Origin of the sequence: Methyloligella solikamskensis, from assembly GCF_042676065.1 — a bacterium.
Taxonomy (GTDB): Bacteria; Pseudomonadota; Alphaproteobacteria; order Rhizobiales; family Methyloligellaceae; genus Methyloligella; species Methyloligella solikamskensis.
Genome location: NZ_JBHTJO010000001.1, coordinates 1,678,934 through 1,693,211, shown reverse-complemented (window position 1 = coordinate 1,693,211; position 14,278 = coordinate 1,678,934). Strand labels below are relative to the sequence as shown.

At 62.3% G+C, this 14,278-nt stretch carries 16 protein-coding genes; all 16 read right to left on the bottom strand.

All coding sequences use genetic code 11. From position 1 onward, the window contains the following. Nucleotides 1-5 precede the first annotated feature (5 nt). Nucleotides 6-251, bottom strand: a complete 246-nt coding sequence (gene rpsQ / locus ACFQ2F_RS08235) for a 30S ribosomal protein S17 (RefSeq protein WP_069093642.1) — start codon at nucleotides 249-251, stop codon at nucleotides 6-8. An 11-nt stretch (nucleotides 252-262) separates the two neighbouring features. Next, complete coding sequence (gene rpmC, locus ACFQ2F_RS08230; protein WP_379088412.1) at nucleotides 263-466, bottom strand: 50S ribosomal protein L29; 204 nt, start codon at nucleotides 464-466, stop codon at nucleotides 263-265. Between the two features lie 5 nt (nucleotides 467-471). Beyond that, nucleotides 472-885 (bottom strand): 50S ribosomal protein L16, encoded by a 414-nt coding sequence (gene rplP, locus ACFQ2F_RS08225; protein ID WP_379088409.1) that lies wholly within the window; start codon nucleotides 883-885, stop codon nucleotides 472-474. A 26-nt stretch (nucleotides 886-911) separates the two neighbouring features. Continuing rightward, on the bottom strand, nucleotides 912-1,634 hold the full coding sequence (gene rpsC, locus ACFQ2F_RS08220; RefSeq protein ID WP_379088406.1) for a 30S ribosomal protein S3: 723 nt from the start codon (nucleotides 1,632-1,634) through the stop codon (nucleotides 912-914). Beyond that, entirely contained in the window at nucleotides 1,634-2,014 is a 381-nt protein-coding gene (rplV, locus tag ACFQ2F_RS08215; RefSeq protein WP_379088403.1) for a 50S ribosomal protein L22, read from the bottom strand. The genes rpsC and rplV overlap by 1 nt, the downstream gene beginning before the upstream one ends. A gap of 2 nt (nucleotides 2,015-2,016) precedes the next feature. After that, nucleotides 2,017-2,295: a 30S ribosomal protein S19 gene (gene rpsS, locus ACFQ2F_RS08210; protein ID WP_069093637.1), complete on the bottom strand. Its 279-nt coding sequence runs from the start codon at nucleotides 2,293-2,295 to the stop codon at nucleotides 2,017-2,019. Between the two features lie 4 nt (nucleotides 2,296-2,299). Then, on the bottom strand, nucleotides 2,300-3,139 hold the full coding sequence (gene rplB, locus ACFQ2F_RS08205; RefSeq protein WP_379088400.1) for a 50S ribosomal protein L2: 840 nt from the start codon (nucleotides 3,137-3,139) through the stop codon (nucleotides 2,300-2,302). A gap of 4 nt (nucleotides 3,140-3,143) precedes the next feature. Beyond that, nucleotides 3,144-3,437, bottom strand: coding sequence for a 50S ribosomal protein L23 (locus ACFQ2F_RS08200; RefSeq protein ID WP_379088397.1), 294 nt, complete (start codon nucleotides 3,435-3,437; stop codon nucleotides 3,144-3,146). Continuing rightward, the gene (gene rplD, locus ACFQ2F_RS08195) at nucleotides 3,434-4,054 is read right to left on the bottom strand and encodes a 50S ribosomal protein L4 (protein ID WP_379088394.1); all 621 of its coding nucleotides are present in this window, start codon (nucleotides 4,052-4,054) and stop codon (nucleotides 3,434-3,436) included. Before rplD ends, ACFQ2F_RS08200 begins: the two co-directional genes overlap by 4 nt. Beyond that, nucleotides 4,054-4,833 carry a 50S ribosomal protein L3 gene (rplC, locus tag ACFQ2F_RS08190; RefSeq protein ID WP_379088391.1) on the bottom strand — a complete coding sequence of 260 codons (780 nt, stop codon included), beginning with the start codon at nucleotides 4,831-4,833 and terminating at the stop codon, nucleotides 4,054-4,056. The genes rplD and rplC overlap by 1 nt, the downstream gene beginning before the upstream one ends. Before the next feature lie 35 nt (nucleotides 4,834-4,868). Then, the gene (gene rpsJ / locus ACFQ2F_RS08185; RefSeq protein WP_069093632.1) at nucleotides 4,869-5,177 is read right to left on the bottom strand and encodes a 30S ribosomal protein S10; all 309 of its coding nucleotides are present in this window, start codon (nucleotides 5,175-5,177) and stop codon (nucleotides 4,869-4,871) included. Between the two features lie 64 nt (nucleotides 5,178-5,241). After that, a complete protein-coding gene (gene tuf, locus ACFQ2F_RS08180) occupies nucleotides 5,242-6,432 on the bottom strand; it encodes an elongation factor Tu (RefSeq protein ID WP_379088388.1) in 1,191 nt (396 codons plus the stop codon). A 62-nt stretch (nucleotides 6,433-6,494) separates the two neighbouring features. Continuing rightward, a complete protein-coding gene (fusA, locus tag ACFQ2F_RS08175; protein WP_379088385.1) occupies nucleotides 6,495-8,570 on the bottom strand; it encodes an elongation factor G in 2,076 nt (691 codons plus the stop codon). A gap of 20 nt (nucleotides 8,571-8,590) precedes the next feature. Next, a complete protein-coding gene (gene rpsG / locus ACFQ2F_RS08170) occupies nucleotides 8,591-9,061 on the bottom strand; it encodes a 30S ribosomal protein S7 (RefSeq protein WP_379088382.1) in 471 nt (156 codons plus the stop codon). 70 nt (nucleotides 9,062-9,131) lie between these two features. Beyond that, entirely contained in the window at nucleotides 9,132-9,503 is a 372-nt protein-coding gene (gene rpsL / locus ACFQ2F_RS08165) for a 30S ribosomal protein S12 (RefSeq protein WP_069093628.1), read from the bottom strand. A gap of 509 nt (nucleotides 9,504-10,012) precedes the next feature. Beyond that, nucleotides 10,013-14,227 carry a DNA-directed RNA polymerase subunit beta' gene (rpoC, locus tag ACFQ2F_RS08160; RefSeq protein ID WP_379088378.1) on the bottom strand — a complete coding sequence of 1,405 codons (4,215 nt, stop codon included), beginning with the start codon at nucleotides 14,225-14,227 and terminating at the stop codon, nucleotides 10,013-10,015. Between the last annotated feature and the right edge of the window lie 51 nt (nucleotides 14,228-14,278).

Here is a 14,278-nt window from a genome sequence, read left to right as displayed (position 1 = left end):
CGCCCTTAAGCGCTTGCTTCATCCCGCGGAACGACCATCCAGCTCTTATGCTTTGAGAGCGGAGGGCACTCCTCGATCCAAACCGTGTCGCCGACCTTGCACGCGTTCTGCTCGTCATGCGCCTGGTAGTTCTTCGTCCGGCGCACGGTCTTGCGCAGCAGCGGATGGGTGAAGCGGCGCTCCACCTTGACCACCACGGTCTTGTTGTTCTTGTCGCTCACCACGACACCTTGCAGAATTCGCTTCGGCATCTTCTTCGTCCTTACGCCTTCTTGGCCGCTTCGGCCTTCTGACGCGTGATCGTCTTCACGCGCGCAATGTCTCTCCGCACCTGCCGTACGCGGGCGGTGTTCTCAAGCTGTCCCGACGCCGCCTGGAAGCGCAGGTTGAACTGCTCCTTCTTCAGCTTCACCAGCTCGTCGCTGAGCTGATCCGGCGTCATATCGTGGATCTCTTCGGCCTTCATCGTTCCTAGCCTTCCACTCGCATCACGAGACGGGTCTTGATCGGCAGCTTCGCGGCGGCCAAACGCAGGGCCTCCCGCGCCACCGGCTCACCCACACCATCGATCTCAAACATGATCCGGCCGGGCTTCACCTTGGCCGCCCAATACTCCGGCGAGCCCTTGCCCTTACCCATGCGGACTTCGGTCGGCTTCTTGGAGATCGGCGTGTCCGGAAAGATCCGGATCCACACACGGCCGGCACGCTTCATCTGACGGGTCATCGCCCGGCGCGCGGCCTCGATCTGACGCGAAGTGATCCGCGCCGGCTCCTGGGCCTTCAGGCCGAAGGTTCCGAAGTTCAGATCCGTACCGCCGGTCGCATTGCCGCGGATACGGCCCTTCTGGACCTTCCTGTATTTCGTCCGTTTCGGTTGCAGCATAACGCTTCGCCTATTCTTTCAATTCCTTACGCCGACGCCGGAGCGTTGCGGCGGGGTCCGCCGCCCGAACGGCCACCCTCCTGGGCATCCATTGCGCGGGTTTCCTGAGCCATCGGATCGTGATCCAGGATCTCACCTTTGAAGATCCAGACCTTGATGCCGATGATGCCGTAAGCGGTGCGCGCCAGCGCGGTGCCGTAATCGATGTCGGCACGCAGGGTGTGCAGCGGCACACGGCCTTCGCGATACCACTCCATGCGGGCGATCTCGGTGCCGCCCAGACGGCCGGAGCAGTTGATCCGGATACCCTGCGCACCCATGCGCATGGTGGACTGCACGGCCCGCTTCATGGCCCGGCGGAAGGCAACGCGGCGCTCAAGCTGCTGCGCGATGCTCTCGGCCACCAGGTTGGCGTCGATCTCGGGCTTGCGGATCTCGACGATATTCACGTGCACCTCGGAGTCCGTCAGCTTGGACAGCTCCTTGCGCATCTTGTCGATATCGGCGCCCTTCTTGCCGATCAGGATGCCGGGCCGCGCCGTGTGGATCGTCACCCGGCACTTCTTGTGCGGACGCTCGATCACCACCTTGGAGATGCCAGCCTGCTTGCGGGACTTCAAGATATGCTCGCGCATCTTGATGTCCTCGTGCAGCAGCCGGGCATATTCCTCACCGTCGGCGAACCAACGGGAGTCCCAGGTGCGGTTGACGCCGAGCCGGAGCCCGATCGGATTGACTTTCTGTCCCATTACGCTGCGTCCTCAACTTGGCGCACGACCACGGTGATCTGCGAAAACGGCTTCAGGATCCGGGCAGCACGACCGCGCGCCCGGGGTTTGATCCGCTTCATCACCAGCCCTTTGCCGACAAAGGCCTCCTTGACGACCAGGGCATCGACATCGAGATCGTGATTGTTCTCCGCATTGGCAATCGCCGACTGCAGAGTCTTCTTCACATCCTGCGCGATGCGTTTGCGCGAGAAGGTGAGATCGGCCAGAGCGCGGTCGACCTTCTTGCCCCGGATCATCTGGGCAACCAGGTTCAGCTTCTGCGGGCTCACCCGCAGCAGCCGGGTTACGGCCTGCGCTTCGTTCTCGCCGAGAGTCCTCTCGCGATGCGGCTTACCCATCGCTATTTCCTCTTCGCCTTGCGGTCCGCCGCGTGGCCCGGGAACGTCCGGGTCGGAGCGAACTCACCAAACTTGTGTCCCACCATGTCCTCGGTCACCAGCACGGGGATGTGCTTCTGACCGTTATGGACGCCGAAGGTCAGCCCGACGAATTGCGGCAGGATGGTCGAGCGCCGGGACCACATCTTGATCACTGCGCTGGAGCCGCTCTCGCGCGCCTTGTCTGCCTTTTTGAGCAGATATCCGTCGACGAACGGACCTTTCCAAACAGAACGCGTCACCGCCCTAACCTCTCTTCTTCTTCATGTGCCGGCTGCGCAGGATGTACTTGTCGCTTTCCTTGTTGCTCCGGGTGCGCTTGCCCTTGGTGGGCTTACCCCACGGAGTAACAGGATGGCGACCGCCCGAGGTCCGGCCCTCACCACCGCCATGCGGATGGTCGTGCGGGTTCATGACTACACCGCGCACTGTGGGCCTGCGACCGAGCCAGCGGCTCCTGCCGGCCTTGCCGAGATTGATATTCGCGTTGTCCGGGTTGGACACCGCCCCGACCGTGGCCATGCAGCCCGACCGAACCAGACGGGTCTCGCCGGACTTCAGCCGGATGATCGAATAGTCTCCGTCGCGACCGACCAGCTGGACGTAGGATCCGGCTGCGCGGGCCAGCTGACCGCCCTTGCCTTCCTTCATCTCCACATTGTGGACGATGGTGCCGATCGGCATGGCGGCAAGCGGCATCGCATTGCCCGGCTTGATGTCCGCCTTGGAGTCCGCGATCACCGGATCGCCCTCGGCCAGACGCTGCGGCGCGATGATGTATGACAGCTCGCCGTCCTCATACTTGATCAGCGCGATGAACGCCGTGCGGTTGGGATCGTACTCGATCCGCTCCACGGTTGCCGGCACGCCCCACTTGCGGCGCTTGAAATCAACCCGGCGATAGGTGCGCTTGTGACCGCCACCGCGATGCCAGACCGAAACGCGGCCATGGTTGTTGCGGCCGCCCTTCTGGGTGAGCCCCTCGGTGAGGGACTTCACGGGCTTGCCCTTCCAGAGCTGCTTGCGGTCGACGAGCACCAGCTGACGCTGGCTCGAGGTCCGGGGTTTGAAGGTCTTCAGTGCCATAGCTCTAAATTCCCGTCGTCACGTCGATCTTCTCGCCTTCGGCGAGGCGCACGACGGCCTTCTTGATGTCCTTCTGGCGTCCGGGGATACCGCGGAACCGCTTGTTCTTCCCCTTGCGCACGATGGTGTTCACGGCCAGGACCTTCACGTCGAAGAGCTTCTCGACAGCCTTCTTGATCTGGGCCTTGGTCGCGTCCTGGCGAACCTTGAAGATCACCTGGTTGAACTCCGAAGCCGCCGTCGACTTTTCGGTGATCACCGGCGACAAAATCACGTCGTAGAGAGAAGCAGTGGTCATTTGAACCGCGCCTCCAGCGCTTCCAGGGCCGCCTTGGAAAGAACCAGCTTCTCGTGGCGCAGGATGTCGTAGACATTGATCCCCTGCACCGGCAGCACATCTACATTCGGCAGGTTGCGGGCAGCCTGCGCGAACGCCAGCTGCACCTCCTCGCCGTCAATGATCAGCACAGACCCGAGACCGAGCTTGGAGAAGCGATCTTTCAGCTCCTTCGTCTTCGGCTCTTTGAGCTCGCACTTGTCGATCACGATCAGCGCATCCGCCTTGGCCCTGGCCGACAGCGCGTGTTTCAGCGCCAGCGCCCGGACCTTCTTCGGCAACTCGATCGCATGGCTGCGCGGCTTCGGACCAAACGACTTGCCACCGCCGCGGAACAGATTGACCCGCTGGCTGCCGTGACGCGCACGGCCAGTACCCTTCTGGCGATACATCTTCGCCGTGGTCGCGGTGACCTCGGAGCGGTCCTGCACCGAGCGCGTGCCGGCACGCCGCTTGGCGAGCTGGTAGCGCACCATGCGGTGCAGAATGTCCTCGCGCGGCTCCAGGCCGAAGACCTCATCGGAGAGGTCGACCTTGCCGGCCTTCTTCGCGTCGAGTGTGGTTACGTCGGCTTGCATTACTCGCTCCCACCCTCAGAAGGCTGCGCGGCTTCACCCGCATCGCCCTGCTCGTTACTTGCTTCGGCCGGCGCATCAGCTGCAGCCGCCTTGGCCGACCCGTTGGCCAGCTTGAAGGCGCCCGGCTTCGGCGCATCGTCCGGCAGATTCCGCTTAACCGCATCGGAAAGCAGAACCCAGCCGCCCTTGGCGCCCGGCACCGCGCCGGAGACCATGATCAGGCCGCGATCGACGTCGGTCTTGACCACCCGAAGGTTCTGGGTGGTGACCTTCACGTCACCCATATGGCCGGCCATCTTCTTGCCCTTGAAGACCTTGCCCGGATCCTGGCTGTTGCCGGTCGAACCATGGCTACGATGGCTGACGGAAACGCCGTGGGAGGCCCGCAGGCCGCCAAACCCGTGCCGCTTCATGGCACCGGCGAAGCCCTTACCGATCGAGGTGCCGGAGACATCCACGAACTGGCCTTCCACGAAGTGATCGGCCGTGAACTCCGCCCCGACGTCGATCAGGTTCTCAGGGGTGACCCGGAACTCTGCAAGACGCCGCTTCGGCTCCACCTCGACGGCGGCGAACTGACCACGCGCGGCCTTGGAGAGGCGCTTCGCCTTGGCGAGCCCCGCCCCCAGCTGCAGCGCGGTATAACCATTCTTATCCGCGACGCGCTGGCCGACGACCTGGCAGTTGTCCAGCTTCAGCACCGTGACGGGGATATGCTCGCCCGCTTCGGTGAAGATCCTGGTCATGCCGACCTTCTGTGCGATGACACCTGATCGCATCGGTTACTTTCCTCAAATCGCTTTAGAGCTGGGCTCTAGAGCTTGATCTCAACATCGACACCGGCTGCCAGATCGAGCTTCATCAAAGCGTCGACCGTCTGCGGCGTCGGATCCACGATATCGAGCAGGCGCTTATGAGTGCGCATCTCGAACTGTTCGCGGCTCTTCTTGTCGATATGCGGCGACCGGTTCACGGTGAACTTCTCGATATGCGTCGGCAGCGGGATCGGTCCCCGCACCTCGGCACCCGTGCGCTTCGCCGTATTCACGATCTCCTTCGTCGACGCATCGAGGATGCGGTGATCGAAGGCTTTGAGCCGAATTCTGATGTTCTGGCTTTGCATCCCGGTCGTCCCAAATGGACAGGCGCGCCACCTTCAAGAGGCGGCGCGCCCTGCCGCAACTTCGTTACTCGATGATCGACGACACCACACCGGCGCCGACAGTCCGGCCGCCCTCACGGATGGCGAAGCGGAGCTTCTCCTCCATAGCGATCGGCACAATCAGCTCAACGGTCATGGCGCAGTTGTCGCCCGGCATCACCATCTCGGTACCTTCCGGCAGATGCACCACACCGGTCACGTCGGTGGTGCGGAAGTAGAACTGCGGACGGTAGTTGGTGAAGAACGGCGTATGACGGCCGCCCTCTTCCTTGGTGAGGATGTACGCCTCAGCCTTGAACTTGGTGTGCGGAGTGATCGAACCCGGCTTGCAGAGCACCTGACCGCGCTCCACGCCTTCGCGCTCGATACCGCGCAGCAGGCAACCAACGTTGTCGCCGGCCTCGCCCTGGTCGAGCAGCTTGCGGAACATCTCCACACCGGTGACGGTCGTCTTGCTGGTCGGCTTGATACCGACGATCTCGACTTCCTCACCGACCTTGACCACACCGCGCTCGATACGGCCGGTCACCACGGTGCCGCGGCCGGAGATCGAGAAAACGTCCTCGATCGGCATCAGGAAGGGTTGATCCTTCGGACGCTCGGGCTGCGGGATGTAGGCGTCGACCTCGCGCATCAGCTCGAGGATGGCCTCGGCGCCGATCTCGGGGTTGTTGCCCTCGACAGCCGCCAGAGCCGAACCCTTGACGATCGGAATGTCGTCGCCCGGGAACTCGTAGTTGGACAGAAGCTCGCGAACCTCGAGCTCGACCAGCTCCAGAAGCTCCGGATCGTCGACCTGATCGACCTTGTTCAGGAACACCACCAGCGCCGGCACACCGACCTGACGGGCGAGCAGGATGTGCTCGCGGGTCTGCGGCATGGGACCGTCGGCAGCGGACACCACCAGGATGGCGCCGTCCATCTGCGCCGCGCCGGTGATCATGTTCTTCACATAGTCGGCGTGACCAGGGCAGTCGACGTGAGCGTAGTGACGGTTCTCCGTCTCGTACTCCACGTGCGCGGTCGAGATGGTGATGCCGCGCGCCTTCTCTTCCGGCGCCTTATCGATCTGATCGTAAGCGGTGAAGGTTGCGCCGCCCGTTTCCGCCAGAACCTTGGTAATCGCGGCGGTGAGGGTCGTCTTGCCGTGATCGACGTGGCCGATCGTCCCGATGTTACAATGGGGCTTGGCCCGCGAAAATTTTTCCTTAGCCATCCTGGCTCTCCATTCCTTCTACGAAGAAAAAAGTTCTGCGGCGGTCTTCCCGCCACCTTCTGCTAGGCGAATTTCGCCTGAACCTCGTCAGCCACCTGCTGCGGCACCTGAGCGTAATGATCGAACTGCATGGTGTACTGCGCCCGCCCCTGGCTCATGGAGCGCAGGTTGTTGACGTAGCCGAACATGTTGGCCAGCGGCACCATGGCGTCGATCACCGTGGCGATGCCCCGAGGCTCCTGGCCCCGAACCTGGCCGCGGCGGCTTGTGAGGTCGCCGATGATGCTGCCCACATACTCTTCCGGCGTCACGACTTCCACATGCATGATCGGCTCGAGCAGCTTCGGCTGCGCCTTCTGAGCCGCCTCGCGGAAGGCCGCACGGCCGGCGATCTCGAACGCCATCACGCTGGAGTCCACATCGTGATAGGCGCCATCCGTCAGGGTGATCTTGACGTCCAGGATCGGGAAGCCGGCGATGATGCCGTTCTCCAGCACGCTCCGGATGCCCTTCTCCACGCCCGGGATGTACTCCTTCGGGATGTTGCCGCCAACGACGGTGTTCTCGAAGACAAAGCCCTCGCCCGCCTCTGACGGCTCGACGGTCATCTTCACCCGGGCGAACTGGCCCGAACCACCGGTCTGCTTCTTGTGGGTGTAGTCGACATCGGTCGGCTTGGTGAGCGTCTCGCGATAGGCCACCTGCGGCGCACCCACATTGGCGTCCACTTTGAACTCGCGGCGCAGACGATCGACGATGATGTCGAGGTGAAGCTCACCCATGCCCTTAATCAGGGTCTGGCCGGATTCGTGATCCACGGTCACGCGGAAGGATGGATCCTCCTGCGCAAGCCGGTTGAGCGCCACGCCGAGCTTCTCCTGGTCGCCCTTGGTCTTCGGCTCCACGGCCACCTCGATGACCGGATCCGGGAACTCCATGCGCTCCAGGATGATCGGGCTCGAAGGATCGCAGAGCGTGTCACCCGTGGTGACGTCCTTCAGACCGGCCAGCGCAACGATATCGCCAGCGTAAGCTTCTTTGATGTCTTCCCGGTGATTGGAATGCATCTGCAGCATGCGGCCGATGCGCTCCTTGGAGTCCTTCACCGTGTTCTGAACGCTGCCACCGGTCTCCACCACGCCGGAATAGATCCGGCAGAAGGTCAGCGAACCCACGAAGGGATCGTTCATCACCTTGAAGGCCAGCATGGCGAGCGGCTGGTCGTCGTCGCACTTGCGGGTGGTCTCCTCGCCGGTCTTCACGTCGATGCCCTTGATCGGGGGCACGTCCACCGGAGACGGCAGGTAATCGACCACGGCGTCCAGCAGCGACTGCACGCCCTTGTTCTTGAACGCGGAGCCGCACAGCACAGGCACGAACTCGAGATTGCACGTGCCCTTGCGGATCAGCTCCTTGAGCTTCTCCTCGGAAGGCTCCTCGCCCTCCAGATAGGCTTCCATGGCAGCCTCGTCGACTTCGACGGCCTGCTCGATCATGGCCTCGCGATACTCTTTCGCCTGCTCCATGTACTCGTCCGGAACGTCGCTCTCCTCGAAGGAGGCGCCAAGGGACTCGTCGTTCCAAATGACGCTCTTCATGCGGACGAGATCGATCAGGCCGATGAAATCGTTTTCCGCGCCGAGCGGAAGCTGGATCACCATGGCGTTGGCGCCGAGGCGGTCCTTGACCGTCTTCACGGAGTTGAAGAAGTCGGCGCCCGTCTTGTCCATCTTGTTGACGAAGATCATGCGCGGCACGTGATACTTGTCGGCCTGCCGCCACACGGTCTCGGTCTGGGGCTCTACGCCCTGGTTGGCGTCGAGCAGCGCTACCGCGCCGTCGAGCACGCGAAGCGAACGCTCCACCTCGATGGTGAAGTCCACGTGGCCAGGCGTGTCGATGATGTTGACCCGCTTGTCCTTCCAGAAGGCGGTGGTCGCAGCAGAGGTGATCGTGATGCCACGCTCCTGCTCCTGCTCCATCCAGTCCATGGTAGCCGCGCCGTCATGGACCTCGCCCAGCTTGTGGCTGCGCCCCGTATAGAAAAGGATCCGCTCGGTGGTCGTGGTCTTACCGGCGTCGATATGCGCCATGATCCCGATGTTGCGGTAGTCCTTAAGGGGAGTTTCGCGTCCCATCTCAAAAATCCTTGTTTCGCTTACCAGCGATAATGCGAGAAGGCCCGGTTGGCGTCGGCCATGCGGTGCGTGTCCTCGCGCTTCTTGACGGCGTTGCCCCGGTTGTTGGCCGCATCGAGCAGCTCACCGGACAGGCGCTCAACCATCGTGTTCTCGTTCCGGCCGCGGGCCGAGGCGATGATCCAGCGAATCGCCAGAGCCTGGCGGCGATCGTGACGCACCTCGACCGGCACCTGATAGGTGGCGCCGCCGACACGCCGGGAGCGAACCTCCAGGGCGGGCATCACGTTCTGCAGCGCCTGATGGAACAGCTCCACCGGGTTCTGCTTCGTCTTCTCTTCGACCGTATCCAGCGCGCCGTAGACGATGCTCTCAGCGGCGGACTTCTTGCCGTGGTTCATGATGGAATTCATGAACTTGGTCAGGATCACATCCCCGAACTTCGGGTCAGGGATAATCTCGCGCTTGTCTGCTCTATGGCGCCGGGACATCTCTTTATATCCTCAAATCAATCTCATCCGAGGTCCTGGCGGCCGGCCAGAGAACCTCTCAGGCTCTTGGTTACTTCGGCCGCTTCGCGCCGTATTTCGAACGCCGCTGACGGCGATCGTTCACGCCCTGGGTGTCCAGGACGCCGCGAATGATGTGGTAGCGCACACCCGGAAGGTCCTTCACACGCCCGCCGCGGATCATCACCACGGAGTGCTCCTGCAGGTTATGCCCCTCACCCGGGATGTAGCTCGTCACTTCGAGCCCGTTGGTGAGACGCACACGCGCAACCTTACGAAGGGCCGAGTTCGGCTTCTTCGGCGTAATGGTGTAGACGCGCGTGCAGACGCCCCGCTTCTGGGGACAGGCCTGCATGGCCGGCACCTTGTTCCGCTTCAGCACCTTCTTGCGAGGCTTGCGGATGAGCTGTTGAATCGTGGGCATGCTTCGATCGCCTTACCGATTTCAAAGGCGTCGGCCCGAAAGCCTCCGCCGCGTGTTCCTTTTTGGGGCTTGCCCCAATGCAAAAAAGGGCTTTCGCCCATAAAGCAGAAGCCGAAGTGCGGCGTGCGCATCTTCAGCCCCCGAAACCAGAGGATCTTGAAGGTCGAGCCATCAAGATCGTGAACCCGAATTTGATCCGGTTGGTCCGGCAGTGTTTAACCCTCGCCGTTCGCCTTTTGGCGATGGCGAGATGGGTTACCACCTGCCGTCAAAGTCAGGCGCCTTGTATCAGGCGGTTTCTCTGATCGTCAAGGCCGAGGCCTAAGAAAAAGCCGCGAAAATCGCCCTTTTCTCGCCGGCCCCGTCTCACGAGCCGGAAATCGCTTGGAATTAGCGGCGCCGGCCTCCTGAAATGTGGCTTCAGGCCTCAAAAAACAAGGCCGGGACGCAAATTACGCCCCGGCCCTGAGAATCGTCTTTGCAGAATCGCCTCTTTCGAGGCCGAAGCGCTAAACCGACTCGGATTCTTCGCTGCCGGCCGATTCTTCGTCCGTCTCCGGCGCCTGCTCCGCAGCCACCTTGGCCCGCTCTTCGGCGATAAGGTCGTCGCGATGAGACGCGACCTTCTTCAGCCGGTTGAGCATGCCGCCGGTGCCAGCGGGGATCAGACGGCCCACGATCACGTTCTCCTTCAGCCCGTCGAGCGTATCGACCTTGCCGTTCACGGCAGCATCGGTCAGCACGCGGGTTGTCTCCTGGAACGAAGCCGCGGAGATGAAGGAACGAGTCTGCAGGCTGGCCTTGGTGATGCCGAGAAGCACATGCTGACCGGTGGCCGGCTTCTTCCCGGCCTCCTTCGCCAGCGCGTTGGCGTCCTCGAAATCGATCCGATCGACCTGCTCACCCTTCAGGAACTCCGTATCGCCCGGATCCTGGATCTCCATCTTGCCGAGCATCTGCCGGACGATGACCTCGATATGCTTATCGTTGATGGTCACGCCCTGCAGCCGGTAGACCTCCTGGATCTCGTTGACCAGGTAGTTGGCCAGCTCCTCAACGCCCTTAATGGCCAGGATGTCGTGCGGTGCCGGATGACCGTCGAGCAGGTACTCGCCCTTCTCGATGCGGTCGCCATCCTGCACCGACAGATGCCGGCCCTTCGGGATGAGGAATTCCACCGTCTCCGCATCCTCCTCATCCGGCGTGATCGAGACGCGGCGCTTGTTCTTATAGTCGCGCCCGAACTGAACGATGCCGGAGAGTTCTGCGATAATGGCGTGATCCTTCGGACGACGCGCCTCGAACAGCTCCGCCACACGCGGCAGACCGCCGGTGATGTCGCGGGTCTTGGCGCTCTCCATCGGCACACGGGCCAGCACGTCACCACTGGTGACTTCGCCGCCCGGACCGACCGACAGGATGCCGTCCACGGGAAGAAGGTAACGGGCCTCGCCGCCACGCGGCAGCTTGGCGATATTGCCCTTCTTGTCCTTGATGACCACGGCCGGACGCAGATCCGAACCACGCGGGGACGCACGCCAGTCGATGATCACGCTCGAGGTGATACCCGTGGATTCGTCCCGCTGCTCGGAGACCGACACGCCTTCGACCAGATCTTCGAAGTCGACGACGCCCTCGATTTCCGTCATCAGCGGACGGGTATACGGGTCCCACTCAGCCATGCGCTCGCCGCGCTTGACCTCCTGCCCGTCATCGACCCGCAGATGGGTACCGTACGGCACGCGATGCACGGCCCGCTCGTTGCCGTCGGCATCGAGCACCGACAGAACGGTGTTACGGCCCATGACGATCAGACGGCCCTGGGAGTCTTCCACCACGTTCTTCTGCTTGATCTTCACCTTGCCGTCGTAGTTGGCCTCGAGCGAAGACTGATCCGCGACTTTGGAGCTCGCCACACCGCCCAGATGGAAGGTACGCATGGTGAGCTGAGTGCCAGGCTCGCCAATCGACTGAGCGGCGATGACACCGACCGCCTCGCCCATGTTCACGGGCGTACCGCGAGCAAGGTCGCGGCCGTAGCAGGCGGCGCAGATGCCGTTGCGGGTCTCGCAGGTCAGCGCGGAGCGGATCTTGATCTCCTGAACGTCGGAGTTCTCGATCAGCTCCATCTCCTCTTCGGCGATCAGCGTGCCCTTCTTGATGATGACCTCGCCGGTCGAAGGATGCTTCACATCCTCCGCCACGGTCCGGCCCAGCACACGCTTGCCGAGAGAAACGGTCACCTCGCCCGAATCGATCACCGCCCGGGACGTGATGCCCTGATCGGTGCCGCAATCGGTTTCCGTGACGATGCAGTCCTGCGCCACATCGACGAGCCGGCGGGTCAGATAACCCGAGTTGGCCGTCTTCAGCGCGGTATCGGCCAAGCCTTTACGCGCACCATGGGTGGAGTTGAAGTACTCCAGAACCGACAGCCCCTCCTTGAAGTTGGAGATGATCGGCCGCTCGATGATCTCGCCCGACGGCTTGGTCATCAGACCACGCATACCGGCGAGCTGCTTCATCTGCGCGGGCGAACCGCGCGCGCCCGAATGGGACATCATGTAGATGGAGTTGATCGGCTTCTCGCGGCCGGTCTCCTCGTCGATCTGAACCGAGGAGATGCGCTTCATCATCTCCTTGGCGACCTCTTCGGTGCACTCCGTCCAGGTGTCGACGACCTTGTTGTACTTCTCACCCCGGGTGATCAGACCGTCGTTGTACTGAGACTCGTATTCCAGCACGAGGTCGGACGTCTTTTTGACGATCTCCTCTTTGGTATCCGGGATCAGCATATCGTCCTTGCCGAACGAGATGCCCGCGCGGCACGCATAGGCGAAACCGCGGCTCATGATCCGGTCGCAGAAGATCACCGTCTCCTTCTGACCGCAGTGGCGATAGACCACGTCGATCATGTGGGAGATGTCCTTCTTGGTCAGCAGACGATTGACCAGCTCGAAGCCGATGGTCGGCTGCTTCGGCAGAAGCTCGCCCAGCAGCATGCGGCCCGGCGTGGTGTCGTAAATCTTCGACACCTCGTTGCCGTCCTCGTCGATGGTCTTGAACCGGCCTTTGATCTTGGTGTGCAGGGTGACGACCTTGGCATCCAGCGCATGCTGGATCTCGGCCACCGAGCCGAACGCCATCCCCTCGCCTGGCTCGTTGTCCATGGCGATGGAGAGATAGTAGAGGCCGAGCACGATATCCTGGGACGGCACGATGATCGGCGAACCGTCGGCCGGGTGCAGGATGTTGTTGGTCGACATCATCAGCACGCGGGCTTCCAGCTGGGCCTCGAGGCTCAGCGGAACGTGCACCGCCATCTGGTCGCCGTCGAAGTCGGCGTTGAAGGCCGCGCAGACCAGCGGATGAAGCTGGATCGCCTTGCCCTCGACCAGGGTGGGCTCGAACGCCTGAATGCCGAGACGATGGAGCGTCGGCGCACGGTTCAGCAGAACCGGATGCTCGCGGATCACCTCGTCCAGGATATCCCAGACTTCCGGCTTCTCCTTCTCCACCAGCTTCTTCGCCTGCTTCACGGTCGAAGCATGGCCCTTGGCGTCCAGCCGCGCATAGATGAACGGCTTGAACAGCTCCAGCGCCATCTTCTTCGGCAGGCCGCACTGATGAAGCTTGAGCTCCGGACCCACCACGATGACCGAACGGCCCGAGTAGTCCACGCGCTTGCCCAGCAGGTTCTGGCGGAAACGCCCCTGCTTGCCCTTCAGCATGTCGGCCAGCGACTTCAGCGGACGCTTGTTGGCGCCCGTGATGACGCGGCCGCGGCGGCCGTTGTCGAATAGCGCATCGACCGCTTCCTGCAGCATGCGCTTCTCGTTCCGGATGATGATGTCCGGCGCGCGCAGCTCCATGAGGCGCTTCAGGCGGTTGTTCCGGTTGATCACCCGGCGATAGAGATCGTTCAGGTCCGAGGTGGCGAAGCGGCCGCCATCCAGCGGGACCAGTGGGCGCAGCTCCGGCGGAATGACCGGGATCTGCGTCATGATCATCCACTCGGGCCGGTTGCCCGACATGATGAAGGCTTCGACCACCTTCAGACGCTTGGCGAGCTTCTTCGGCTTCAGCTCAGACGTCGTCTCGGCGATCTCCTCGCGAAGGTCCGTGGCGATCTTCTCCAGATCGAGATCCTTCAGGAGATCGCGAATCGCTTCCGCACCGATGCCGGCGGTGAAACTGTCCTCACCGAACTCGTCCTGCGCCTCGATATACTGCTCCTCGCTGAGCAGCTCCATCGGCTTCATCGTGGTCAGCCCTGGCTCCAGCACGATGTAGTTCTCGAAATAGAGAACGCGCTCGAGATCCTTCAGGGTCATATCGAGCAGCAGCCCGATACGCGAAGGAAGCGACTTGAGGAACCAGATATGGGCGACGGGTGCAGCGAGCTCGATATGGCCCATGCGCTCGCGCCGGACCTTGGCCAGCGTAACCTCGACGCCGCACTTCTCGCAGATGACGCCCTTGTACTTCATGCGCTTGTACTTGCCGCACAAGCACTCGTAGTCCTTCGTCGGACCGAAGATGCGCGCGCAGAACAAGCCGTCACGCTCCGGCTTGAAGGTCCGGTAGTTGATCGTCTCAGGCTTCTTGATCTCGCCGTAGGACCAGGAGAGAATTTTCTCAGGAGACGAGATCCCGATCTGGATCTGCTCGAAATTCTGCTGCTGGGTCTGCGGGTTGAAGAGATTGACGATTTCCTGATTCATGCTTTTCGTTCTCCCGAATGCCCCTTGGGGGTTCAAGGGCATTGCTCCGTC